The sequence below is a fragment of the Hydrogenophaga sp. genome (genome assembly GCF_031426985.1).
In the GTDB taxonomy this organism is placed as follows: domain Bacteria; phylum Pseudomonadota; class Gammaproteobacteria; order Burkholderiales; family Burkholderiaceae_C; genus Hydrogenophaga.
On the sequence record NZ_JASJOY010000222.1, the window covers coordinates 1 to 24,745 of the forward strand.

Consider the following 24,745-nt stretch of genomic DNA (forward strand, 5'->3'; position numbering starts at 1 on the left):
CACCACCGGGTAGGTTTCCGGGTGCACGCCGGTCATGTCCAGCGGGTTGTCGCCATCGCGGATGCGCAGAAAGCCCGCCGCCAGCTCAAACGTCTTGGCACCCAGGCCGGTCACATCCAGCAGTTGCTGGCGGTTCTTGAAGGCGCCGTTGGCTTCGCGCCAGCGCACCACCGCCTTGGCCACCGAGCCCGACAGGCCCGACACGCGGGTCAGCAGCGGCACGCTGGCCGTGTTCAGGTCCACGCCCACGCCGTTCACGCAGTCTTCCACCACCGTGTCCAGCGTGCGGGCCAGCTCGCTCTGGTTCACGTCGTGCTGGTACTGGCCCACGCCAATGCTCTTGGGGTCGATCTTCACCAGCTCGGCCAGCGGGTCCTGTAGGCGGCGGGCAATCGACGCCGCGCCGCGCAGGCTCACGTCCACGTCCGGCATTTCCAGCGATGCAAATTCGCTGGCGGAATAGACCGAGGCGCCCGCCTCGCTCACCACCACCTTCTGCACGCCCTCGATGCCGGCCTTGGCCAGCAGCTTGATCAGGTCGCCGGCCAGCTTGTCGGTCTCGCGGCTGGCGGTGCCGTTGCCAATCGCAATCAGCTGCACCCCGTGCTGGCGGCACAGCAGCGCCAGCGTGTGCAGCGCGCCGTCCCAGTCGCGGCGCGGCTCGTGCGGGAACACCGTGTTGGTCGCCACCAGCTTGCCGGTCGCGTCCACCACCGCCACCTTCACCCCGGTGCGGATGCCCGGGTCCAGGCCCATCACGGCCTTCTGGCCGGCGGGCGCGGCCAGCAGCAGGTCGCGCAGGTTGTCGGCAAACACCTTGATCGCCACCGCCTCGGCGCTCTCGCGCAGTCGGGTGAACAGGTCGCGCTCGGTGCTCAGGCTCAGCTTCACGCGCCAGGTCCAGGCCACGCACTTGCGGATCAGGTCGTCCGCCTTGCGCCCCTGGTGGCTCCAGCCCAGGTGCAGCGCAATCTTGCCTTCTGCCAGGCTGGGCTTGCCCGGCTCGGGCATCTCAGGCAACACCAGCTTGGCGTCCAGAATCTCCAGCGCCCGGCCGCGGAACACCGCCAGCGCCCGGTGCGACGGCACCCGGCCGATCGGCTCGTCGTATTCAAAATAGTCGCGGAACTTGGCCACGTCGGCGTTGTTCTCGTCCTTGCCGGCCACCAGCTTGCTCTGCAGCAGACCCTCGGCCCACAGCCACTCGCGCAGGCCCTGCACCAGCGCCGGGTCTTCGGCCCAGCGCTCGCTCAGGATGTCGCGCACCCCGTCCAGCACCGCCGCCGCGGTCGAAAAGTCCGCGCCCGGCTTGCCGTCGTCCAGCACCTCGGGCGGCTTGGTGAAGGCCGCGGCCTCGGCCATCGGGTCCAGCGTCGGGTCGGCAAACAGCGTGTCGGCCAGCGGCTCGATGCCGAATTCGCGGGCGATCTGCCCCTTGGTGCGGCGCTTGAGCTTGAACGGCAGGTAGAGGTCTTCCAGCTCCTGCTTGGTCGGCGCCTGCGCAATCGCCACGCGCAGCGCGTCGGTCAGCTTGCCCTGCTCGTCAATGGCCTTGAGGACGGTCGCACGGCGGTCTTCCAGCTCGCGCAGGTAACCCAGGCGGTACTCCAGCTCGCGCAGCTGGACGTCGTCCAGCCCGCCGGTCACTTCCTTGCGGTAGCGGGCGATGAAGGGCACCGTCGCGCCCCCGTCCAGCAACTCCACCGCGGCCAGCACCTGCCGCTGCTCAACCCGGATCTCTTGCGCGATCTGCGCGATGATTTTCTGCATGTCCCAAGGGGCTCCAGCGGCCCGGTTTCAAACGAAGCGGGGGAGTTTGCCACAGGGGTGGGCTGACCCGACCCAGCCCAGCCACGGTCCGTTCAGGAGCTATGGAACTGATTTTTCAAGACTTCGGTACAGGTTAGCTATTTGAAAACTCCTCCAGTATTTCGAATGACAACTGAATTTGCGGTTTTTCCGGTTGTAGATAAGGCTCGATCTCTTCACTGAAGAGCACCTTCGTGTTTTTAAGAAGTTCGTCGGTACAAATCAAGCAAAAGACCCCGTGCTCCTTGAAATAGGCGCGATGCTTTTTCATTTCTTTTGCAAAGTTATCGGCGGCCAGCTCATTTATTTTCTTTTGGGTTAGTCCACCAATCTTCTTTAGATATCCATGCGTTGACCAAGGCGACAGCTCAAACCCGACCTTGTCTAGTGAGTAAGGATTTATGACCAAGAAGTCAAGTCTATAGACATGCTTTGCCGCCAATCCAGCGTATCTGAACTCGGGTATCAGCAATGGAACCGACTCCGGGTCGGAGCTTGCTGCCACGAAGTCACAGTAGTATCCTGCAATTTCATACTCGTATTGGGAGCCAGAATTGCGGACCAGCGTATCTTGAAAGAAAAGTAGGTACTGATCAATGTCATTGAACTTGAAGATTTTTTCCTTTCCAGGAATCGCTAGTCCTGTCTGCATGACATGTCCGATCGTCCAATAGCCTTTTGGGAAGGCTCGAATTTCACTCTTATCGTTCTCCCACTGACCATTCCGAAAGCGAGGGGTTACTAAGAGCCCGTAGTGGGCATTTTCTTGTCCGATCCAGATTTCCGCTTCAGCAACCGGTGGCCTGTTCTTTGATAGCTCATCGAAGTGCTTGAGGTATGACCTCCGCAGGAAGAGCAGTGTGTAGTCCTGTAGTTGCTTATGTTTTTTAATATTCTTCCAAAGCCATAGGTCTGAGGCGACACCTTCATTAAGTGCCGATGATTTAAGTCCATGAAGCCACCGAGATACAAACTGATCTTGACTTGTAACGACGTCATGCTTTAAGTCGAAAAAGTCATCATTTCTGCTTCCGATCAGCGCATTTAGTGAAGCTTCGCTTTCGATGCCTGTTGCAGCGAGAACATCGGGAAGTAGTTCACGCAGTTTTGACTTGAACGCTTCGATGAGACGATTGCGAGCGGTTTTATTAGGATCTCTTTTTGCCATACAGGATGGAGTAATGCTTAAAAATGAACAATACTTCAATTAATAAGTGGAGCGCAAGAAAGGTAGTGCCTTGTTAGTTTAGAGAAATTCGTTGAAGGGAATGCTTTGCATCTGCTATGGCAGCAACGGAAAGTTTCCGACAATCCACCCAAGTAAAGAGCCCGCAGTTCTGAGCAACTCCTTTGCAGCATCAGGCGAGAGCGCAACTCCAACAACGATGTTGGTGAGCGTGCCCATTGCAAGCGTGATCCAGTCCTTTCTCCTCAGTCGATGTGATGCTTCTTCAAGATGTTGGAGTCGTGTGGCAACGAACTCTAGTTGGGCAGGAGTATGGGTGGCTGTTTTTGTGACGAATTGAAGGAGTTCGTGAATTGAAGCTGAAATTCTTTTCTTTTCTTCCTCACTAAATGGCTCGTTACCAACTTCATCCAGGCTCGGAGCGACAAGCCGAGAATCGGTCTTTGTTTGCTCCCAAAGATCGGGCTCAAGGTACTCTGACCTTACGGCGACCAGCCACTCTCTAAAAAGAGTAAAAACTTCTTGCCAAGATCCCTGCTCACCAGGATCTACTTCCTTCACTTGCGAAGAAGAAGGCGTAAAGCGCGGGTTTGCCTTCCCCTTGTATCTATCAAATACAAACTGATACCCTGTTGGCTTGTGCGTAAGTGCTTCAACTGGTTCTTGACCATTTTCATGCCAGCGAGTTTTCACCTCTGACCATGCAAAGTCGGTCGGGTCTAATCCGCTCTCCTTTGTTACGATGAAAAGTTCATTCCGCTGAGACCTAAGAAGTTTGGTGTGCATAAATATCAGATGCCTAACTTTGATTTAAGAACCTAACTCGAAGCCAACTCCATGCGAACGAAGATAGAGACAACATTTGTGGCCTGATGGGGTAGCCACATATACATCAAACCAGAAGTGCACGCATACGGTCTGCAAGGCTCAGCTGCACGGGCCGTGCATTGGGGCAACTTCGAAAAGTGAAGCCCTGGATCTCAAATACCGCCCGCAGCCTTGACCTGCAATTGAACTGCCTTGTCGCTGCAGTCGACTTGAACCCCCACCAACCAGCTGGTGCGCGAACAGACGCGCACCAGCACGTCGCCAAAACGCCACAGCAGCCTTCGCGCTTCGGGAAGTGCGAGTTTCTTGGTGAATTCGAAAGATGAGACGGCCATGCCGCTCGGATGATGTGGCATCGAGCAGATGCGTTGGTGCAACTTGCTTCACAGATCCTCCCTTATCCTGCGACGAGTTTGTTATGTCTTTTCGGCTGGCATTCTGCAATGTCTTGTCACAAATCCACAAGTCACCTCTGTCAGCTCTGGCAACCGACGACCTACTTTTGCTAACACTAGAGCCTCATGCAGGACGACTTATTCGGAGCCCCACCGGCGTCCCCGCCAAACGAACCGAAACAAGCCGGCGCAAAGCCGGTGCCTGCGGATGACGGCAACGCCGCGCCCCCCGATCCCCGCCGCCGCGCCACCGAAGTCCTCCCCCTTCCCCCCGACGACACCACCCGCGCCCTCGCCGCCCGTCTGAACCCGCGCATCCGCCTGGGCGCCTCGACCTGGAGCTACCCGGGCTGGGCCGGCATCGTGTGGGACGAGGGGCCGTACAGCGAGGCGGTACTGGCCAAGAACGGCCTGGCCGCCTACGCGCAGCACCCGCTGTTGCGCTGCGTGGGCATCGACCGGTCGTTCTACCGCCCGCTGACCGAGGGGCAGTACGCGCGCTATGCGAGCCAGGTGCCGGACGACTTCCGCTTCGTGGTGAAGGCGCCGGCGCTGGTGACGGACGCGCTGGTGCGCGGCGAACAGGGCCAGGGCCGCCAGCCCAACACGGCGTTTCTGGACCCGGTGCTGGCGACGCAGGAATTCATCACCCCCGCGCTGGCGGGGCTGGGCGACAAGGTGGGCGCGCTGGTGTTCCAGCTCAGCCCGCTGCCCTTTTCGCAGTTGCAGCGCCTGCCGCTGTTGCTGGAGCGGCTGCGCGCCTTGCTGCGGGCGCTGCCCGATGTGCGCGGCGCCACGCCCGACGGCGTGGTGGCGGTGGAGGTGCGCGACCCGGAGTGGCTCTCGCCCGCCATCGCGCCGCAGCTGGCGGCCGTGCTCAAGGAGACCGGCGCCACCTACTGCCTGGGCCTGCACGCCAAGATGCCGCGCCTGGCCGAGCAGTTGCCCCTGCTGCGCGCGCTCTGGCCGGGGCCGATGGTCTGCCGCTGGAACCTGAACCCGCTGCACGGCGCGTATGGCTACGAGGACGCGCAGCGCTCCTACGAGCCCTACGACCGCCTCCACGACGTGGATGCCGAGACGCGAGCACTGCTTGTGCGCACCATCGCAGGTGTAACGGGCGCGGGGCAGAACGCCTACGTGACGATCAGCAACAAGGCCGAGGGCTGCGCGCCGCTGTCGGCGCGGGCGCTGGCGGAGGGGCTGGCGGCCGGCGAGGTGCCACCGCCTACCTGAACGCGCCGCGGCGCGGCGGTGTTCATTGCGCCTGGGCCGCCGGCGCCATGGCGGCCTTGTAGATGCTGTTGCGCGGCGAGGCCATCAGCCGGCGCAGCATGGGCTCGAAGGTCTCCAGCGGTTCGGCTTCCAGCGCGGGGTCGAAGGCCCGGTTGTCGTACAGCTCGACGAATTCGGCGGTGCGTTCGTAGCTGGGGTGCGCCTTGAACTGGTCGCGCATGTTCCGGTCCAGCCCGATGTGGTGGAAGAAGTTGTAGCCCTGGAACACGCCGTGGTGCTGCACCATCCACAGGTTCTCGTCGGTGACGAAGGGTTTGAGGATGGCGGCGGCGATGTCGGGGTGGTTGAAGCTGCCCAGGGTGTCGCCAATGTCGTGCAGCAGCGCGCAGACCACGTATTCCTCGTCGCGCCCGTCGCGCAGCGCCAGCGTGGCCGTCTGGCGGGAATGGGTCAGCCGGTCGACCGGGAAGCCGCCGAAGTCACCGTCGAGCAGGCGCAGGTGGTCAAGGATGCGGTCCGGCAATGCCTGGGCCATCTTCATGGCTTCGGGAACGATGAGTTGCCAGTCTTCCCGGGTGCTGTCTTCCATGCGGGTGAAACGGGCGCGAGCATGGGCGCGATCGTTCATGGGGTGTCTCCTTCGTGGTGGGGGGCCAGGGCCTCGCCCAAGGCGCCCAGATGTTCACCGACCCGCAAGGCCATCCGCTGTCCCGCCCGGGACGGCGTGCGCCATGCCGGGCCGACCACAAAGACGTTGTGGAGCGTGTCAGCCCACCATGCGCTGCACCGGGGTGCCGGGCGCGTGCTGGCGCAGGGTGATCCAGGCCAGCGCCAGGGCGATCAGGGCGCCGGACGCCATGCCCACCACCATGGGCAGCGGTTTGCCGTTGGCGAACAGGCCGACGATGCCCATGGCCGCTGCCCCGCAGAGCATTTGCAGCGTGCCCATGAGGGCGGACGCGGTGCCCGCGATGGCGCCATGCGCGTCCAGCGCCAGCACCGACACGGTGGGAATCACCAGCCCCATGAAGGCGCTGGCCACGAAGTACAGCGACAGCAGCACCGCCAGCCGGTCGCCACCGCTCAGGTAATAGGCCAGCAGCGTCGCCATCACCAGGCCGCAGACGGTGACGGCCCCCTTGGCCAGCGGCACCAGCCCGAACCGCTTCCCCAGGGTGCCGGTCAGTTGCGCGGAGCCGATGAACGCGGCCGCGTTGAAGCCAAACGCCAGGCTGTATTGCGTGGGGGTCAGGCCGTAGTGGTTGATCAGCACAAAGGGCGAGCCGGCCAGGTAGACGAAGAAACCCGCCATGGCGAAGGCGCCGATGAGCACCAGCCCCAGGTAATGCCGGTCGCGCAGCAGCACACCGTAGGCGCGCAACGCGCTGCCCAGGCTGCTGTCCACACGCGCGGCGTCGCTGCGCGTTTCGGCCAGCGCGCCGCGCACCAGCAACATGCCGGCCACCGCCGCGAGCGCCACCACCCAGAACACGCCGCGCCAGCCGGTCAGCGCGATCACGCCGCTGCCTGCGAGCGGCGCCAGGATGGGCGAGACGCTGAACACCAGCATCAGCAGCGACATGAGGCGCGCGGCCTCGGCACCGGTGTGCAGGTCGCGCACGATGGCGCGCGGAATCGCCATGCCGGCCGCCGCGCCCAGCCCCTGCAGAAAGCGCAGCGCCACCAGGGTGTGGATGTCGGAGGCCAGCGCACAGCCGATGCTGGCCAGCGTGAACAGGGCCAGGCCAGCGTAGAGCGGCGGCTTGCGGCCGACCATGTCGGACACCGGGCCGTAGAGCAGCTGCCCCAGGCCGATCGAGAGGAAGAACGCGGTGAGGGTCAACTGCACCGCCCCCACCTCGGCCCCCAGGCTCTGCCCGATGTCGGGCAGCGCGGGCAGGTACATGTCGATGGCGAACGGTCCGATGGCAGAGAGCAGGCCCAGGACCAGGGCCATCTTGAGATAACGAGAAAGCATCGGGCGATTGTCGCGGTGCAGCAAAAATGCCGCCCGGCGCCACCGGAACAACCCTGTGCCGCGGCGGCGCGGCGGACTGACGTCAGTCGAACAGCGAGGGTTCGCCGCCGGGCCGGTAGCCCTCGATCTCCAGCAATCGCCATTTGGTGATGGCGCCACCGCTGGCCGAGAAGCCGCCGGGCTGGCCGCCCGCCGCCAGCACGCGGTGGCAGGGCACGACGGGCGCGAACGGGTTGGCGCCCATGGCCTGGCCGATGGCGCGGGCCAGGTGCTTGTCGCCCATCTCGGCAGCGAATTCGCCGTAGGTCAGCGCCTGGCCGGGCGGGATGGCGCGGGCGCGCTCGTAGACGCGCTGCAGAAAGGGCGTGAGGCGCGACATGTCCAGCGGCAGGTGGCGCAGGTCGGCCGGGCGCTGGCCGCACAGGGCGGCTTTGAGTTCTGTGATGGCCGACTGCACCGCGGGCGGCGGCTCGGCTTGTGGCACCGGCGCGGGCAGGTTGCGCAGCAGGCGCTGGCGCGTGCCGTCGGGCGTGGGCTCGGGCAGCTGCACCGCCGTGATGCCCGCCGGCCCCCAGGCCATGCCGCAGGTGCCGATGGCGGTGGGGAACAGGGTGTGGCCGTGGCCTTCCAAGTCAGCCCTTGTTGCCGTAACTGGCATCGGGTTCCTGCGCCAGCCTAGGCGACGGAGCAGGCTGCGGACGCAGACGCTCGATCGCGCCGCCACGGCTGACGATCAAGTCGGTCCCGGTTTGCGCAGCCAGTTCGCGGGCGCGTTGCGCGGCACGTTGAATGGCGTGCCACGATCCGCGCAGATCGGCGTTGTTTGCCTGGTCAAGGGCCTTGGTGTTCATCGTTCGCTCCAGTCCAGAAGTACCGGCGTTTCGCCCGCGTTGTTGTACAGCACCCATGCGTCCACCGTCGGCGCATACAGACGATGGAAATGGTCCAGCCCAGCGGCAAAGCGCCGGCGGATCACGTCTGCCGGAATGTTGTGGCCGCCTTGCCGGACGCGCTGCTGCACGCGTTCTACAGCCTCTTCCGCTCGGTTGAGCTGCAGAAAAATCAATTCGACCCGGTAGCCCGCCTGCTGCCAACGTCGAATGTGACGCAGATAACCTCGGCCGGACAGCGTGGTTTCGAACGCGAAGCTGTTCCCAGCCTGGAAGTGCCGATCAAGCTCTCACGGATCACCCTGCGCGCAGCGCCTTGCGCAACCCTTCCCCAATCTCGGGCCGCTCGGCAAACGGGTCGGGCGGGTTGGTGCCGGCGACGATGGCGTCGAAGCGGCTTTGCGCGTTGCCCAGGGCCTTGGGGTGGCTGTAGATGTAGAACTGGTTGTGCCGCATGGCGTGGAAGACCATCTCGGCCACCTGGGTGGCGGTGATCTTGCCGGAGCCCACGGCCTTGTCGCTCATGGCCTGGCCGATCATCTGGCTTTGTGTGGGCTTCTCGTCGGCCAGGCCGGCGGGCTTGTTGCGGTGGCTCTGGCTGATGCCGGTGGGCACGAAATACGGGCACAACACGCTGGCGCTGACCTGGTCCGTCACCAGCTTCAGGTCCTGGTAGAGCGTTTCGCTCAGGCTGACCACGGCGTGTTTGCTGACGTTGTAGATGCCCATGTTGGGCGGGGTCAGCAGGCCGGCCATGCTGGCGGTGTTGACGATGTGGCCGCGGTAGGCCGGGTCGGCCTGGGCGGCGGCCAGCATCATGGGGGTGAACAGGCGCACGCCGTGGATGACGCCCCAGACGTTGACGCCCAGCACCCATTCCCAGTCTTTGACAGAGTTCTCCCAGACCAGGCCGCCCGAGCCCACGCCTGCGTTGTTGAAGACAAAGTGCGGCGCGCCAAAGCGCTGCTGCACGGCCTGGGCCAGGGCGTCCATCTGCTCGGCGCTGGACACGTCGACCTTGCGCGCCAGCACGGGGGCGCCAGCGGCTTCGAGCTCGGCCTGGGCTTTGTCGAGTGCGTCCTGCTGCACGTCGACCAGCACCAGATTCATGCCCAGTTGTGCGCCGATGCGGGCGCATTCGAGGCCGAAGCCGGAGCCGGCGCCGGTGAGCACGGCGGTTTTGCCTTGGAAGTCTGAAATCATGGGTCTGTCTCCTTTATGGGTGTCATTTGTGAGGGGAAGTCATCCAGCACACGCCGCGGAACCGGCTTTGCCGGGCCGCTGGCGTGGTCCCCTCGGGGGGAAGCCGCGCAGCGGCACAGGGGGGGGGCTAACTCCCGATCATTTCCAGGTGCGGAATGCCGTCTTCGATGTAGGGCTTGTCGTCCGACACGAAGCCGTGCCGGTTGTAGAAGGCTTCCAGATGCGCCTGCGCGCCGATGCGGATGGGCTGCGGGCCCCAGAGCGCGTGCAGCAGGCGCACCGACTCGGCCATGAGCGCGTGGCCGATGCCGCCGCCGCGTGCGGCCGGGGCGGTGACGACGCGGCCGATGCTGGCCTCGGCAAAGGCCACGCCGGGCGGCACCAGGCGCGTGCTGGCGTGCAGGTGGACGGTGCCGTCGGCGTCCACGGTTTCACCGAGGACGTGCAGGCACTGGGCATCCAGCCCGTCCATGTCGAGGAACACGCAGGCCTGTTCCACCACAAAGACCTCGCTGCGCAGGCGCAGCAGGCGGTACAGGGTGTCGGCGCTCAGCGCGTGGAACGGCAGGCAGCGCCACTGCAGGGCGGTGGCGCGGGGGAAAATGGTGGGTGCGGTCAAGCTTTCACTTCCTTGAGTACATATCCGATGCGTGGGAAATGTACGTGCAGGCGACCTGCCCGCTCGTCGGTGCGGGCCAGGGTGACGTGGGTGCGCGAGGCGGCCACCAGCGTGCCTTCGGTCGTTTCGGTGCCGAAGCTCAGGGCCGCGACCGTGACGCGGCTGCCCAGGGCGATGCCGTGGTCGTCCTGGAAGGCCTCCTGAGGCAACGGCGCCGGCTCGGCCGCCGCGGCAATGGTGATGGCTTCGGTGGACGTGAGCTTGGCCGGTTGGCCGTGGCCGATGGCGGCCATGCGGTCCATCCAGGCCAGCACGCCGGGCGTGGCGGCCAGGATGCCGGCCAGGGCGGGGACGAGCGTGCGGGTGAACCACAGCGGGTGGTAGGCCGCAAAGTCGGCGATGCAGGGCGCATCGCCCAGCAAAAAGGGCTGCTCGTGCAGCATGTGGGCCAGGCGGCGCAGGTGGCTGCGGTAGGCGCTGGTGGCGTCGCCGGGGCGCAGGCGTGCCATGCCCGTGCTCATGGCGCCGCGGTCGGCGGCAAAGGCCTGCGCGGCTTCGGGCGGCTGGTTGGCAAACATGGCGGCCGCGCCCTTGGGGCTGAGGGAGTAACCCATGGCTGGCCAGAACAGGTCCGTGTCGGCCCACTGCGCGACGATGCGTGCCAGCCCTTTGAGGTGTTCGGGGAACAGCACCGGCTCGGGCTTCAAATGCTCGAGCACGGTGGCGATCAGGGCGGTGTCGCAATAGATGTCGGCGCCGATCTGCAGCAGCGGCGTGCGGCGGTAGCCGCCGGTGAGCGCCACCACGTCGGGCTTGGGCATGACGCTGGGGATGTACACGCTCTGCCAGGCCAGGCCCTTGAAGCCGAGCATGAGCCGCGCCTTTTCGGCAAAGGGCGACATGGGGTAGTGGTGCAGGATGAGATGGGGCATGGTGGCCTCTTGCGGTCAGTGGGGTTGCGCCCGGGCAATGATGCTCTGGAAGTCGGTGCCGGCAGCGAGCGCGCCGAAGCTGTGGCCCCAGTGCCCGGCCAGGCGCGAATCGCAGAAAGCGCCGAACACGGCGCCCGGCGCGGTCTGCGCCAGCAGCGCAGCCTGCACGGCCAGGGCCACGTCCTGCGCCAGGCGGCGGGCTTCGATTTCGGTGGCCATCTGCTCCACGCGGGTGGGCAGGCTGGCGGCCAGGTGGTCCAGCGCGGGGTGCAGGCCTTTGGCAGGCGCCAGTTCGTGGGCCAGCGCGGCCGCGGCGTCGGCCTTCCTCAAGGCCCTGAGCAGGTCCAGCGCCATGATGTTGCCGGCCCCCTCCCAGATGCTGTTGACCGGCATTTCGCGGTAGATGCGGGCCATGGTGCCTTCGCCGCCCTCTTCCACATAGCCGTTGCCGCCCAGGCATTCCATGGCTTCCTGGGCGAAGGGGCTGCCGCGCTTGCAGATCCAGAACTTGGCCACGGGGGTCAGCAGGCGCTGCATCACGCGTTCGTGTTCGTCGGTGGCGGCGCGGTCGAAGCTGCGCGCCAGGCGCAGGGCCAGCGCGGTGGCGGCCTCGGATTCGAGCGCCAGGTCGGCCAGCACGTTCTGCATCAGCGGCTGTTCGATCAGCTTCTTGCCGAAAGCGCTGCGCTGCGTGGTGTGGTTGAGCGCGATGGACAGGGCCTGGCGCATCAGCGCGCTGGTGCCGAGCGCACAGTCCAGCCGCGTCATGGTGCCCATCGCCAGGATCTGCGGCACGCCCCGGCCCTCTTCGCCCACCAGCCAGGCGGTGGCGCCCGCGAACTCGACCTCGGAACTCGCGTTGGCCTTGTTGCCCAGCTTGTCCTTCAGGCGCTGGATGAAGAGCTGGTTGAGCGTGCCGTCCGGCAGCACGCGCGGCAGGAACAGGCAGGACAGCCCGCTGGGCGTCTGCGCGAGGATCAGGAAGGCGTCGCACATGGGCGCCGAGAAGAACCACTTGTGGCCCGTCACGGTGAAGCGCTGGCCCCAGGCGTCCGATCCGTCGGGCACGGCCTGGGTGGTGTTGGCGCGCACGTCGGAGCCGCCCTGCTTCTCGGTCATGCCCATGCCCATGGTCACGCCGGGCTTGTCCTTCCAGAGCTTGAGCGCCGGGTCGTAGGCGCGGCTGGTGAGCTGCGGCGCCCAGTCGGCGTAGATGGCGGGGTTGTCGCGCAGCGCGGGTGTGACCGCGTAGGTCATGGAGATCGGACAGAGGATGGACGGCTCCAGCTCGGTGAAGAGCATGAAAGCCGCGGCCCGGTTGACATGGGCGGTGCCCGTGGTCTGCTCGGCGTCGGAGAACGGCGTGCCATGCAGACCGGCGGCCGTGGCCGCCGACATGAGCGCGTGGTAGCTGGGGTGGAACTCCACCTGGTCGATGCGGTGGCCGAAACGGTCGTGGCTCTTGAGCTGCGGCGTGAACACATTGGCCAGCCGGGCGTGCTGCTGCATCTCGGCGCTGCCGACCTGCCGACCCAGGGTGCGCAGATGCGTGGTGACCAGCGCCGGCGCGTTGAACTTCAGCGCGTCCTGCAACGGCCGGTTGCCGTCGAACAGGTTGACGTCCACCAGCGGCTCGACCTGATTGAACACTTCATGGGTTGTCATGATTGCTCCTGCTGTCCAAACACCACCAACGCAACGGCCCCGGCATCGCTTCACTCAAAGCGCCGCGCCCTGCCCCACCCAGCCGGTCTGCTGCCGATCCACCACAAGCAAGCCGGCGCCGTCCCCCGGCAATGCCGCGACACAGCGCCCCTCTTCGTCCCAGAACGCACTGCGCCCCGCGCACAGGTAGCCACCTGAAGGGCTGCCCATGTTCGCGAGCAGCACCGGCATCCGGTTTGTGATCGCGTGAGCCTTCAACAGGCCTGCGTCGACGGCATACCCCTGGCCGGAAACGACCATGCCCGCCAGATACAGCGTGGCCCCCGCCTCGCGCGCGGCCTTCGGGTGCGTGGCGTGGGTCACATCCGCACAGATGGCCTGCCCGCACGGCCAGCCAGCCACATCGAAAACGAAGGGGGCGGTCGGCCCCTGGCTCGCGTGACGGTCCTCCCCGGGATGCAGGTGCTGCTTGTGATAGACCTGCACCCCGCCGTCGGGCCCGATGACCAGCGCAGAAATGTGCGGCAATGCCTGCGCGTGAGGCGCCCCGGTCGCGGCCGTTGGCGCACCAACCACCAGGGTCATCGCGTGGCGTCGGGCGGCGTCCTTCAGCGGAGCCAGGAGGGGATCGTTCTCGGACGTGAGGCAGTGCTTCAGCGAGGCCAACTCATACCCCGACAGCGACAGTTCCGGAAACAGCAGCAGCTGCGCCCCGTGACGCGCCGCCGCCTCCACCATCTGAACGTGCTGCGCCAGATTGGCCACACGGTCCCCGGCCACCGGCGTGGTCTGCGCGGCAGCGATCGTGAACCGAGTGGGCATGGGAACCTGCATCAGGGAATCAGCTTCACCAGCTGTTTGCCAAAGTTCTTGCCTTTGAGCAGGCCCATGAAGGCCTCGGGCGCGTTCTCCAGGCCTTGCGCCACCGTCTCGCGCGGGCGCAGCTTGCCGGTGGCGACCAGGGTGCCCAGTTCGGTCAGGGCCTCGGGCCAGACTTCCATGTGCTCGCTGACGATGAAGCCCTCGACCTTAAGGCGGTTGACCAGGATCAGCGCGGGGTTGGCCAGCGGCAGCGGCTGGCCGTCGTAGCCGGCGATCATCCCGCACACGGCGATGCGGCCGAAGGCGTTCATGCGCAGCAGCACGGCGTCCAGGATCATGCCGCCGACGTTTTCAAAGTAGCCGTCGATGCCGTTGGGGCACTCCTGCTTGAGCGCTTTGGCCAGGCTGTACATGTCCTTGTGCAGCTTGTAGTCGATGCAGGCGTCGAAGCCCAGTTCCTTGACCGCGTACCCGCACTTGTCCGGCCCGCCGGCGATGCCGACCACGCGGCAGCCGCGTGCTTTGGCCAATGCCCCGTAGGCGCTGCCCACGGCGCCAGTGGCGGCGCTGATGACAACGGTCTCGCCGGCCTTGGGGTTGATGATCTTGACCAGGCCGTACCAGGCGGTCACGCCGGGCATGCCGACCGCGCCCAGGTAGTAGGACAGCGGCACGTGGGTGGTGTCCACCTTGCGCAGCGCGCCGGGCTGGGTGGCGTCGACCACGCTGTATTCCTGCCAGCCGCCCATGCCGACCACCTGGTCGCCGGCCTTGAACTTGGGGTGCTGGGACTCGACCACCTCGCCCACGGTGCCGCCGATCATGACCTCGCCCAGCGGCTGCGAAGCGGCGTAGCTCTTGCTGTCGTTCATGCGGCCGCGCATGTAGGGGTCCAGGCTCAGGTAGTGGTGCTTGACCAGCACCTGGCCGTCGGCCAGCGCGGGGGTGTCGGTGGTGATCAGCTTGAAGTTGCCGACGGTGGCTTCGCCTTGGGGGCGGTTGTCGAGCAGGATCTGGCGGTTGGCGGGCATGGTGGATCTCCTTGGTGTTGTCAGGGGGTGGGTTGGCGCAGGGTGGGCAGGCCGACGCCGGCGGCGTCGAAACCGCCATCGACCGCCAGCACCTGGCCGTTGACGTAGCTGGCCTGCGGGCTGCACAGGAAACCGACCGCGTTGGCGATCTCTTCCAGGCTGCCGTAGCGGGCCAGCGGGATGGTGTCGTGGTAGTCGGCGCGGATGGCGGGGGTGTGCACCTTCTTGGCCATTTCGGTTTCCACCGGGCCAGGCGCGATGCCGTTGACGCGGATGCCCGCGTTGCCGTATTCCACCGCCTGCTGTTTGGTCAGGTGGATCAGCGCGGCCTTGGACGTGCCGTAGGCCACGCGCAGCGTGCTGGCGCGCAGGCCCGAGATGGACGCGATGTTGACCACCGCACCGCCGCCGCTTTGCAGCATGAGCGGCGCGCAGGCCTGCACACAGAGAAACGGACCATCGAGGTTGGTCGCCATGACCCAGCGCCATTCGTCAAACGTGGTGTCGGCGATGGACTTGAAGGTGGCGACGCCCGCGTTGTTGACCAGGGCATCGAGCCGGCCGAAGGTGGCGGCGATGTGTTGCACCGCGGCCTGGACCTGCGCCGGGTCGGACACGTCGCCGTGGATCACGAGCAGGTCGCCCGCACGCTCGCCCAGTTCGCTGCGCAGCGTGGCTTCGGTGGCGGTCAGCGTCGGCGCGTCGTTGTCGATCACCGCGACGCGGTGGCCGTGCTGGAAGAACCAGCGCGCGATGGCCAGGCCGATGCCGCGGGCGGCGCCGGTGACGAAAGCAACGGGGGTGTGGGCGTTCGTCATCAGTCGGTCTTGAGGGTGTTGAGTGCGTTGGTGGACTTGCCCACCGGCAGGCGCGGCACGAACTTGAAGGTGCCGGTGGCGTGGGCGCAGAGCTTGCCTTCGGCGTCCACGATGCGGCCCTCAGTGAAGGCCATGGTGGCGGTGCGGTGCAGCAGCGTGCCGTGCGCGGTGAGCGCGCCCTTGGCCGCGCGCATGAAGCTGGTCTTCATCTCGATGGTGACGCAGCCCATGGCCGGCTCCACCGAGCGTGCGGCGTGGGCCATGACCACGTCCAGCAGCGTCATGCTGGCGCCGCCGTGCACCACGTTGAACGAGTTCTCGTGCTCGGGCTTCGGGTTGAAGGTGATGGTGGCGTGGCCACCCTCGAACGTCTCAAGCTCGAAGCCCAAGAGTTCAACGAAGGGGATGTGGACCTGGAATTTCATAGGAAACGAACGATACAGCCGCAACGAGCGAGGTGACTGCGCACCAGGGCACAGCGGAACCGGCTTTGCCGGGCCGCCAGTGCCGCCCCCTTGAGGGGGTCGCGCATAGCGCGGCAGGGGTGGGCCATGTCTAGCCGCCGGTGATCACGGACACGCCTCCATCGACAGCCAGCCACTGACCGGTGATGTGCTTGCCGGCGTCGGACGCGTAGAGCACGGTCAGGCCCTTGAGGTCTTCGTCGTCGCCCAGGCGGCGCAGCGGGGCGTGCGACTTGAGCTTTTCCTCGCCCATGGCTTCGAGGGTGCCCGCGGTCATCTTGCTCGGGAAAAAGCCCGGGCAGATGGCGTTGACGCGGATGCCATGTTCGCCCCACTCGGCCGCCAGCGCCCGGGTGAAGTTGATGACCGCGCCCTTGGAGGTGTTGTAGGCGATGGTCTTCATGCCCGAGGGGTTGCCGCCCAGGCCGGCGATGGAGGCGGTGTTGATGATGCTGCCCTTGTGGCGCGGGATCATGCTGGCCTTGGCGATCAGCTGGCTCAGGAAAAAGTAGCTGCGCACATTGAGGTTCATCACCTTGTCCCAGGCTTCGAGCGGATGGTCTTCGGCCGGGGCGCCCCAGGCGGCGCCGGCGTTGTTGACCAGGATGTCCACGTCGCCCACCCGCTGCAGGGTTTCGCTGACCAGGCGGCGCATGTCTTCCTCGTGCTGGCAGTCGGCCGCGATCCAGCGCGCGTCGATGCCGGCGGCCTGCAGTTCGGCCGTGGCTTCTTCCAGGTCACTGGTCTTGCGCGAGCTGATCACCACGCGCGCGCCGGCCTCGCCCAGGGCGTGGGCCATCTGCAGGCCCAGGCCGCGCGAGCCGCCGGTGATGAGGGCGGTCTGGCCCTTGAGGTCAAACAATTGCTGGATGCTGCGGTGGGTCATGCGGTGTCTCCTGTGACTGTGAGGGGTTAGAAAGCGTCTTCGGCCAGACCGGCGCAGGTCAGGTCGCGCGTGCGCACCACCTGCAGCCAGGCCCCGGTCTTGGGCAGTTCGTAGTGGAAGAAGAAGCGCGCGGCGGCCAGCCGGCCGGTGCGGGCGCTGCTGTCGGGCGATGCGTGGGCGGCCAGGGCCACATCGAGCCAGACCCAGGCCAGCACCGTGTGGCCGAAAGCCTGCAGGTAGGGCACGGCGTTGGCCAGGGCCTCGGTGGGGTTGGCGGTGGCCCAGGCGGCCTGGGTGGTGGCGCCCAGCTCCTGCAGGGCCTGGCCCAACGCGCTGGCGTGGGCCGCCAGTTCGGGCACCTGGATGGCGCGTGCGATGGTGGCGTTGATGCGGTCGGCCAGCAGTTGCAGGCCCTTGCCGTTCTCCATCAGCACCTTGCGGCCGAGCAGGTCCATGCCCTGGATGCCGTGCGTGCCCTCGTGGATCATGTTCAGGCGGTTGTCGCGCCAGTACTGCTCAACCGGAAAGTCGCGCGTGTAGCCGTAGCCGCCGTGGATCTGGATCGCCAGCGAATTGGCCTCCAGACACCATTCGCTGGGCCAGCTCTTGGCGATGGGGGTCAGCACCTCCAGCAGCAGGCGCGCGTCGTCGGCCGCGTCGGGCGCGCCGGTGTGTTGTTCGTCCACCAGGCGTGCGCAATAGAGTTCGAGCGCCAGCGCGCCTTCGGCGTAGCTCTTCTGGGCCAGCAGCATACGCTTGATGTCGGCGTGTTCGATGATGCGGACCTGGGGCGCCGTGGCGTCTTTTCCGCCCGTCGAGACGGGGCGCCCCTGGGGGCGGTTCTTCGCGTAGTCGAGGCTGGCGTGGTAGCCCGCCATGCCCAGCATGGTGGCCGCCATGCCGACGCCGATGCGGGCCTCGTTCATCATGTGGAACATGCACTGCAGGCCCCGGCCCGGCTGGCCGACCAGATAGCCCACGGCGCCCGCCTCGCCCCTGACGGGGTACTTGCCCTCACCGAAGTTCAGCAACGTGTTGGTGGTGCCGCGCCAGCCGCATTTGTGGTTCAGGCCGGCCAGCGCCACATCGTTGCGTTCGCCGGTCAGCTGGCCCTGGGTGTCCACCAGTTTCTTGGGCACGATGAAGAGCGAGATGCCCTTGACGCCCGGCACCAGCTTGCCGTCGGCGTCGGGGATCTTGGCCAGCACCAGGTGCACGATGTTTTCGGTCAGCTCGTGTTCACCGGCCGAGATCCACATCTTGTTGCCCTTGAGCCGGTAGCGCGGGCCAAGCGGGTCGGCTTCGTTGCCCTCGCCGTCGGGCACGGCGCGCGTGGCCACGTCGCTGAGCGACGAGCCGGCCTGCGGCTCGGAGAGGCACATGGTGCCTGACCAGCGGCCGCTGAATTCGTTGAGCGCGAACACGCGTTTCTGGGTCTCGCTGCCGTGCGCCATCAGCAGGTTGGCATTGCCCACCGTGAGCATGCCGCTGCCGATGGACACCGAGGCCATGGCGAAGAACGCGTTGGCCGCGGATTCCACCGTGTAGGGCAGCTGCATGCCGCCGATGTCGTAGTCCTGCGCGGCGCTGAGCATGCCGCTTTCGGCATAGGCCTTCTGTGCGTCGTGCGTGGCCTGCGGCAGGATCACTTTCTCGCCATCGAAGTGCGGCTCCTGCGTGTCCACCAGGCGGTTGAAGGGTGCGTACTTTTCACGCGCGATGCGCTCGCAGGTGTCGAGCACCGCGTCGAAGGTTTCGCGGCTGTGGTCGGCGAAGCGTTCACGCTGGTTCAGCGTCTCGGCGCCGAGCCAGTCGTGCAACAGAAAATCGATGGTGGGGCGCAGGCTCATGACAGGTTTCGGTGCAAGTGTTCGGTGGCGTTGTAGTGTGCCGCCGACACGCACGAGAACAAGAGGACCGCCCCTTGCGGAAGGCGGTTTTCGTCCCTAGGGGGACAGTCCGCTGCGGGACAGTGCCGGCGGGCTCCCGCCCCGCCGGCGACGCCGCCAGACCAGGCCCCGTGGTGCGGGGCCTGGCCGGCGTTGCCCAGGATCACTGCGGTTCGATCTTCGCGTCCTTGATGGCCTTGGCCCACTTGGCGGTTTCAGCCACGCTGCGCTTGGCCAGGTCGTCCGGCGTGCCGGGCTCGACCGCGAAGCCGATGCCCGCAAACTTCTCCTGCACTTCCTTGCTGTTGGCCGCGGCGTTGGCGGCCTTGTTGAGCTTGGCGATCACGTCGGGCGGTGTGCCGGCCGGCGCGAACATGGCGAAATAGGCGATCAGCTCGTAGTCCTTGATGCCCAGCGCCTCGTTGACCGAGGGCACGTCGGGCACGGCCGCCGAACGTTTGGTGGACGTCACGGCCAGGCCGCGCACCTTGCCGGCCTTGACCTGCGGCAGCATCACCGCAAAGTCGGCGCTGAACATCTGCACCACGCCGCCGATCAGGTCGGTCATGGCGGCCGGGCCGCTCTTGTAGGGCACATTGGTCAGCTCGATGCCGGCCATGCCGGCGAGCATTTCGGTGGACACCAGCTGCGAGGTGCTGGCGCTGGCGAAGTTGATGCTCTTGGGTTTGGCCTTGGCCAGCGCCACCAGCTCCTTGAGGTTCTTGGCCGGCACGTCGGGATTCACCGCGATGATCAGCGGCACCGAGCCCATGTAGGCCACGGGCGCGAAGGCCGTGTCCTGGTCATACGGCAGCTTCTTCATCAGGCTCTTGAGCGCGGCGTTGGTGCTGTTGGTCCCGATGAGGATGGTGTAGCCATCGGGCGCGGCTTTGGCCACCGCGTCGGCGCCCAGCATGCCGTTCACGCCCGGCTTGTTGTCCACCACGATGGGCTGGCCCAGGGCTTCTTGCATCTTCAGCGCGAAGGCGCGGCCGATCTGGTCGGTGGCGCTGCCGGCGGCGAACGGCACCACGGCCTTGATGGGCTTGTCCGGGTAGGCCTGGGCCAGCGCGGCGGTTGAAACCAGCAGCGCGGTCGCCGTCAGGGCGAATGTTCGGATCGCAGAACGCATCGTTGTCTCCTTGGGGTGGTGGGTGAAAGCGAAAAGTGGTCAGGGTGCCAGCGGCAGGTCGAGCACGGCGGCGCTGAGGGTCTTGCCGTGCGCGTCCAGCGCCAGCGAGCGCGTGACGCCGCCGGCCAGCGCATCGAACATGACGAAGTGCACGGCGGCCAGATGAGGCAAGGTGTGGCGCTGCACCTCGCCCTGCACCACGCCGGCGAAATGGGCCTGCAGCCGCTCGGCCGTGAGCAGGCGCTCCAGCACGGGGTAGTCGGCGGGGTCCAGCGCGATCACGCTCAGCGTGGCGCGGTTGCCCTTGTCGCCCGAGCGTGCGAGCGCGATGTCGCGCAGGGTGCGGGGGGCGGTTGGGGTGGCCGTTGGCATGTCAGTCCTCCGCGTGCAGTTCGAGGATGTCGCAGCGCGGCCGCACGGCCGAGCGCGGCACCAGGGTCGAGGCGGCGGCGATCACCTCGCGCACCGACTGCGTGACGCCGCCCCCGGCGGCCGGGCCGTTGAGGTAGAGCGCCTCGACCTCCTGCCCCACGGCCTCGGCCTGCGCGCTGGTGGTGCAGCGCACCGCCAGGCGCACGCGCACTTCGTAGGGTTCGCGGTCGGCCCCCAGGTGTGGCCCGTGCATGGCGTTCACGCCGATCAGTTCGGCGCGGTGCTCGCACCCGCTCAGGCCGTGCGGCAGCGTGGCGTCTTGCAGTCGCTGGCGCAGGATCTGCAGCGCCAGTTCGCCGCGCGCCCGGGCGCCCGGTCCGGCGTAGGAAATCTGGCCTTCGCCGATGAAGCCGTCGCGGTACCCCAGCGTGACCTTGAGCTGGTCGGGCCGCGGCAGGCCGCTGGCGCCCTGCACCCGCACGCGGTCGGACGACAGTGCTTCAAAAAACACCTGCGAAAAGTCGCCCACCACGTCGGCCTGCAGGTAGCGCGCCGGGTCTTCCACCTCGTAGAGCAGCTGGGCGGTGCAGCTGAGCCGGTCCACCCGCCCGCCGGTGTCCGGCAGTTTGGTGATGACCGCGCTGCCGTCGGCAGAGACCTCGGCCAGCGGGAACCCCACGCGGACCAGGTCGGGCACGTCCACATGGCCGGGGTCGGCCAGGTAGCCGCCGCTGACCTGGGCCGCGCATTCGAGCAGATGCCCCACCACCAGACCCTGGCCGAGCCGGTGCCAGTCGTCGGCGGCCCAGCCAAAGTGGGCCATGAGCGGCGCCACAAACAGCGAGGGGTCGGCCACACGGCCGGTGATGATCACGTTCACGTCGGCCTGCAACGCGGGCAGCAAGGCGTCGGCGCCGAGGTAGGCGTTGGCGGAAACCAGCCGCCCGTCCAGCGACCGCACGGTGTCGGGCGCGTCCATCAGCGACACGTCATGGGCCTGCACCCAGGGCAGCACGTCGTCGCCAGTGATCACCGCCACGCGCAGGCGCGGCAGGCCCAGTTCGCGTGCCACCGCCAGCACCGCCTGGCCGGCGGCCACCGGGTTGGCGGCGCCCATGTTGGTGATGATGGTCACGCCGTTGCGCACACAGGCCGGCAGCACGGCGCGCATGCGGGCCTTGAGCATGGGGTCGTAACCCGCTTGCGGGTCGGCCGCGCGGCGCAACTGGGCCAGCGCGATGGTGCGTTCGGCCAGGCATTCGAACACCAGCGCATCGAGCTCGCCGCGCTCGGCCAGGTCCAGCGCGGGGTCGATGCGGTCGCCGGCATAGCCGGCACCGGAACCAATGCGGTAAGGCGTCATGAGCTGCAGTATGTCGGTGGCCGCGTGCGGTACCAGAGGAACAACCCGACAACCGCTGCGTGTCGGGGCCGCGTGCTCAGGCGGGCGCTGCCGGCAGCGCGGCAATGGTGCCCTGCGCCACGGCGCAGAGCTTTTCTTCACCGCCCTGCAGCACGAACACGTCGCAACGGCAGACCGCCTGCGTCTTGCCGGTGTGCACCGCTTCGGCGCGGGCGATCAGCCGCTCGCCGATGGCCGGGCGCAGGTAGTTGATCTTGAATTCGGACGTGACCACCGGCACGCGCAGCGCCGTGCCACCCGCGTAGGTCAGCGCGTTGTCGGCGGCGTAACTCAGCACGCCGCCGTGCACGAAGCCGTGTTGCTGCTTCACGGCTTCGGTCACCGGCACGTGCAGTTCGCAACGGCCCGGCGACAGCGCCGCCAGCTCGGCCCCGATCAGCACCGAAAACGGCTGCTTCGCCAGGACCTCGCGGCCCATGGCGAGGAAGACCTCGGGGCTGACCGTGACCGGGTCCATTTCAGCGCACCTTCACGTAAACACCATGCCCGCATCGGGCTCTACAACGCCCACCAGGGGCACCGAGGAACCGGCTTTGCCGGGCCTCTGGTGCCGTCCCCCTCCCGCCGAAGGCGAGAGAGGGGGAAGACGCGAAGCGGCGCAGGGGGTGCTTCACTTACAACACTTCGAAGACGCCCGCCGCGCCCATGCCGCCGCCGATGCACATCGTCACGCAGACGCGCTTGGCGCCGCGGCGCTTGCCTTCGATCAGCGCGTGGCCGGTCAGGCGCTGGCCCGACACGCCATAGGGGTGGCCCACGGCGATGGCGCCGCCGTTGACGTTCAGGCGGTCGGCCGGGATGCCCAGCTTGTCGCGGCAGTACAGCACCTGCACCGCAAACGCTTCGTTGAGTTCCCACAGGTCGATGTCGCTGACCTTCAGGCCCAGGCGCGCGAGCACCTTGGGGATGGCGAACACCGGGCCGATGCCCATTTCGTCGGGCTCGCAGCCCGCGACCGCGAAGCCCAGGAAGCGGCCCAGCGGCTGCAGGCCCCGCTTTTCGGCCAGGGTTTCGTCCATCAGCACGCAGGCGCCGGCGCCGTCGCTGAACTGGCTGGCGTTGCCGGCGGTGACCAGACCGCCTGGCAGGGCCGAACGCAGGCCGGAAATGCCGTCCTTGGTGGTACCGGGGCGGATGCCTTCGTCGTTTTCGACCGTGACCTGCTTGGTCATCAGGCCCATGACCTTGTCGGCCACGCCGGCGGTCACGGTGATGGGGGCGATCTCGGCCTTGAACAGACCGGCTTCCAGCGCGGCCGCGGCCTTCTGCTGGCTGGCGGCGCCGTAATCGTCCATGGCGTCGCGGCCGATGCCGTAACGCTTGGCCACCTGCTCGGCGGTCTGCAGCATGTTCCAGTAGATCTCGGGCTTCTGCTTCTGCAGCGACAGGTCCATCAGCATGTGCATGTTCATCTCCTGCTGCACACAGGAAATGCTCTCGACACCGCCGGCCACGAAGACGTTGCCCTCGCCGGCGATGATGCGCTGGGCGGCCAGGGCGATGGTCTGCAGGCCCGACGAGCAGAAGCGGTTGACGGTCATGCCCGAGACGGTGATCGGCAGGCCGGCCTTGAGCGCGATCTGGCGCGCGATGTTCATGCCGGTCGCGCCCTCGGGGTTGGCGCAGCCCATGATCACGTCTTCGACTTCGGCGGCGTCGATGCCGGCGCGCTGCACGGCGTGCTGCACGGCGTGACCGCCGAGCGTGGCGCCGTGGGTCATGTTGAAGGCGCCCTTCCAGCTCTTGGTCAGGGGCGTGCGGGCGGTGGAGACGATGACGGCGTTGGTCATGATGGGTTCCTCAAATCGTGATGTGTGCGGTCATCAGAAGGTCTTGCCTTCGGCGGCGAGCTTCGCGAGCAAAGGTGCCGGTGTCCAGAACTTCGCGTCGTCCAGCGGGTTCTTGGCAAAGCGCTTCATGGCCTGGACGACGTTGAACAGGCCCACTTCGTTGGCGTAGTTCAGCGGGCCGCCGCGGTAGACCGGGAAGCCGTAGCCGAAGATGTAGACCACGTCGATGTCGCTGGCCTTGTTGGCGATGCCCTCTTCCAGAATGTGCGCGGCTTCGTTGACCAGGCTGAACACCAGGCGCTGCACGATCTCTTCGTCCGAAATCTTGCGCGGCGTGATGCCCAGAGCGGCGCGGTGCTCCTCGATCATCTTGACCACCTCGGCGTTCGGGATCGCATCGCGTTTGCCGGACACGTAGTCGTACCAGCCGGCGCCGGTCTTCTGGCCGAAGCGGCCCTTCTCGCACAGCAGGTCGGCGGTCTTGCTGTATTTCATGTCCGGCTTTTCCTGGTAGCGGCGCTTGCGGATCGCCCAGCCGATGTCGTTGCCGGCCAGGTCGCCCATGCGGAACGGGCCCATGGCGAAACCGAACTTCTCGATCGCCTTGTCCACCTGCTCGGGCGTGCAGCCTTCGTCGAGCAGGAAACCGCCCTGGCGGCCGTACTGTTCGATCATGCGGTTGCCGATGAAACCGTCGCAGACACCGGAGACCACCGCGGTCTTCTTGATCTTCTTGGAGATCGCCATCACCGTGGCCAGCACGTCCTTGGCGGTCGCGTCACCGCGCACCACTTCCAGCAGCTTCATCACGTTGGCGGGGCTGAAGAAGTGCATGCCCACCACGTCCTGCGGGCGCTTCGTGAAGTTGGCGATCTTGTTGACGTCCAGCGTCGAGGTGTTGGAGGCCAGGATGGCCCCCGGCTTCATCACGCGGTCGAGTTCCTTGAACACGGCTTCCTTGACGCCGATCTCTTCGAACACGGCCTCGATCACCAGGTCGGCCGCACCCAGATCGTCGTAGCTCAGCGTGGTGGTCAGAAGGCTCATGCGCTGCTCGTACTTGTCCTGCTTGAGCTTGCCCTTCTTGACCTGGGCTTCGTAGTTCTTGCGGATGGTGCCGATGCCGCGGTCCAGCGCCTCCTGCTTCATTTCCAGGATCTTCACCGGGATGCCGGCGTTGAGGAAGTTCATGGCGATGCCGCCGCCCATGGTGCCGGCACCGATCATGGCCACCGACTGGATGTCGCGCTTGGGCGTGTCTTCCGGCACGTCGGGGATCTTGCTCGCAGCGCGCTCGGCGGTGAACAAATGGCGCAGCGACTTGCACTCGGGCGTCCACATCAGGTTGATGAAGATCTCGCGCTCGAACACCATGCC

At 66.5% G+C, this 24,745-nt stretch carries 25 protein-coding genes and 1 pseudogene; 1 reads left to right on the forward strand and 25 read right to left on the reverse strand.

Annotated features, from left to right (window positions below; genetic code table 11):
- From RMP09_RS22255 to RMP09_RS22270, 4 genes are all read right to left on the reverse strand, one after another.
- Positions 1–1,770: Tex family protein (locus tag RMP09_RS22255; protein WP_310568160.1), on the reverse strand; the 1,770-nt coding region annotated here is incomplete at its 3' end.
- 133 nt (positions 1,771–1,903) lie between these two features.
- Positions 1,904–2,977, reverse strand: coding sequence for a topoisomerase (locus RMP09_RS22260; protein WP_310568161.1), 1,074 nt, complete (start codon positions 2,975–2,977; stop codon positions 1,904–1,906).
- 114 nt (positions 2,978–3,091) lie between these two features.
- On the reverse strand, positions 3,092–3,781 hold the full coding sequence (locus RMP09_RS22265; protein ID WP_310568162.1) for a hypothetical protein: 690 nt from the start codon (positions 3,779–3,781) through the stop codon (positions 3,092–3,094).
- Positions 3,782–3,975: 194 nt separating this feature from the next.
- Positions 3,976–4,158 carry a hypothetical protein gene (locus tag RMP09_RS22270; RefSeq protein ID WP_310568163.1) on the reverse strand — a complete coding sequence of 61 codons (183 nt, stop codon included), beginning with the start codon at positions 4,156–4,158 and terminating at the stop codon, positions 3,976–3,978.
- Positions 4,159–4,344: 186 nt separating this feature from the next.
- On the opposite strand from RMP09_RS22270, the gene RMP09_RS22275 reads away from it, so the two are divergent.
- Positions 4,345–5,454, forward strand: a complete 1,110-nt coding sequence (locus RMP09_RS22275; RefSeq protein ID WP_310568164.1) for a DUF72 domain-containing protein — start codon at positions 4,345–4,347, stop codon at positions 5,452–5,454.
- Between the two features lie 22 nt (positions 5,455–5,476).
- On the opposite strand, the gene RMP09_RS22280 is transcribed toward RMP09_RS22275, so the two are convergent.
- From RMP09_RS22280 to RMP09_RS22380, 21 genes and pseudogenes are all read right to left on the reverse strand, one after another.
- Positions 5,477–6,082 (reverse strand): HD domain-containing protein, encoded by a 606-nt coding sequence (locus RMP09_RS22280; protein ID WP_310568165.1) that lies wholly within the window; start codon positions 6,080–6,082, stop codon positions 5,477–5,479.
- Between the two features lie 138 nt (positions 6,083–6,220).
- Positions 6,221–7,432, reverse strand: coding sequence for a multidrug effflux MFS transporter (locus RMP09_RS22285; protein ID WP_310568166.1), 1,212 nt, complete (start codon positions 7,430–7,432; stop codon positions 6,221–6,223).
- 82 nt (positions 7,433–7,514) lie between these two features.
- On the reverse strand, positions 7,515–8,063 hold the full coding sequence (locus RMP09_RS22290) for a methylated-DNA--[protein]-cysteine S-methyltransferase (RefSeq protein WP_310568167.1): 549 nt from the start codon (positions 8,061–8,063) through the stop codon (positions 7,515–7,517).
- Between the two features lies 1 nt (position 8,064).
- On the reverse strand, positions 8,065–8,283 hold the full coding sequence (locus tag RMP09_RS22295; RefSeq protein ID WP_310568168.1) for a hypothetical protein: 219 nt from the start codon (positions 8,281–8,283) through the stop codon (positions 8,065–8,067).
- Positions 8,280–8,591: pseudogene (locus RMP09_RS22300) on the reverse strand (zeta toxin family protein); the annotation flags it as partial. The gene RMP09_RS22295 and the pseudogene RMP09_RS22300, both read right to left, overlap by 4 nt.
- A gap of 28 nt (positions 8,592–8,619) precedes the next feature.
- Entirely contained in the window at positions 8,620–9,525 is a 906-nt protein-coding gene (locus RMP09_RS22305) for an SDR family oxidoreductase (protein ID WP_310568169.1), read from the reverse strand.
- Positions 9,526–9,652: 127 nt separating this feature from the next.
- The gene (locus tag RMP09_RS22310; RefSeq protein ID WP_310568170.1) at positions 9,653–10,144 is read right to left on the reverse strand and encodes a GNAT family N-acetyltransferase; all 492 of its coding nucleotides are present in this window, start codon (positions 10,142–10,144) and stop codon (positions 9,653–9,655) included.
- The gene (locus RMP09_RS22315) at positions 10,141–11,076 is read right to left on the reverse strand and encodes a glutathione S-transferase family protein (protein ID WP_310568171.1); all 936 of its coding nucleotides are present in this window, start codon (positions 11,074–11,076) and stop codon (positions 10,141–10,143) included. The genes RMP09_RS22310 and RMP09_RS22315 overlap by 4 nt, the downstream gene beginning before the upstream one ends.
- Before the next feature lie 15 nt (positions 11,077–11,091).
- Entirely contained in the window at positions 11,092–12,744 is a 1,653-nt protein-coding gene (locus tag RMP09_RS22320; protein WP_310568184.1) for an isovaleryl-CoA dehydrogenase, read from the reverse strand.
- 51 nt (positions 12,745–12,795) lie between these two features.
- Positions 12,796–13,563, reverse strand: a complete 768-nt coding sequence (locus RMP09_RS22325) for a carbon-nitrogen hydrolase family protein (protein WP_310568172.1) — start codon at positions 13,561–13,563, stop codon at positions 12,796–12,798.
- Between the two features lie 11 nt (positions 13,564–13,574).
- The gene (locus RMP09_RS22330; protein ID WP_310568173.1) at positions 13,575–14,594 is read right to left on the reverse strand and encodes an NADP-dependent oxidoreductase; all 1,020 of its coding nucleotides are present in this window, start codon (positions 14,592–14,594) and stop codon (positions 13,575–13,577) included.
- A gap of 20 nt (positions 14,595–14,614) precedes the next feature.
- Entirely contained in the window at positions 14,615–15,412 is a 798-nt protein-coding gene (locus RMP09_RS22335) for an SDR family oxidoreductase (protein WP_310568174.1), read from the reverse strand.
- Positions 15,412–15,837: a PaaI family thioesterase gene (locus tag RMP09_RS22340; protein WP_310568175.1), complete on the reverse strand. Its 426-nt coding sequence runs from the start codon at positions 15,835–15,837 to the stop codon at positions 15,412–15,414. Before RMP09_RS22340 ends, RMP09_RS22335 begins: the two co-directional genes overlap by 1 nt.
- A gap of 130 nt (positions 15,838–15,967) precedes the next feature.
- Positions 15,968–16,762, reverse strand: coding sequence for an SDR family oxidoreductase (locus RMP09_RS22345; protein WP_310568176.1), 795 nt, complete (start codon positions 16,760–16,762; stop codon positions 15,968–15,970).
- 26 nt (positions 16,763–16,788) lie between these two features.
- Positions 16,789–18,612, reverse strand: a complete 1,824-nt coding sequence (locus tag RMP09_RS22350) for an acyl-CoA dehydrogenase (protein ID WP_310568177.1) — start codon at positions 18,610–18,612, stop codon at positions 16,789–16,791.
- 202 nt (positions 18,613–18,814) lie between these two features.
- On the reverse strand, positions 18,815–19,783 hold the full coding sequence (locus tag RMP09_RS22355; protein WP_310568178.1) for a Bug family tripartite tricarboxylate transporter substrate binding protein: 969 nt from the start codon (positions 19,781–19,783) through the stop codon (positions 18,815–18,817).
- A 39-nt stretch (positions 19,784–19,822) separates the two neighbouring features.
- On the reverse strand, positions 19,823–20,155 hold the full coding sequence (locus tag RMP09_RS22360) for a hypothetical protein (protein ID WP_310568179.1): 333 nt from the start codon (positions 20,153–20,155) through the stop codon (positions 19,823–19,825).
- 1 nt (position 20,156) lies between these two features.
- Positions 20,157–21,518: an acyclic terpene utilization AtuA family protein gene (locus tag RMP09_RS22365; RefSeq protein ID WP_310568180.1), complete on the reverse strand. Its 1,362-nt coding sequence runs from the start codon at positions 21,516–21,518 to the stop codon at positions 20,157–20,159.
- Between the two features lie 76 nt (positions 21,519–21,594).
- Complete coding sequence (locus RMP09_RS22370) at positions 21,595–22,035, reverse strand: PaaI family thioesterase (protein ID WP_310568181.1); 441 nt, start codon at positions 22,033–22,035, stop codon at positions 21,595–21,597.
- Between the two features lie 157 nt (positions 22,036–22,192).
- On the reverse strand, positions 22,193–23,368 hold the full coding sequence (locus RMP09_RS22375) for an acetyl-CoA C-acyltransferase (RefSeq protein WP_310568182.1): 1,176 nt from the start codon (positions 23,366–23,368) through the stop codon (positions 22,193–22,195).
- 33 nt (positions 23,369–23,401) lie between these two features.
- Positions 23,402–24,745: 3-hydroxyacyl-CoA dehydrogenase (locus RMP09_RS22380; protein ID WP_310568183.1), on the reverse strand; the 1,344-nt coding region annotated here is incomplete at its 5' end.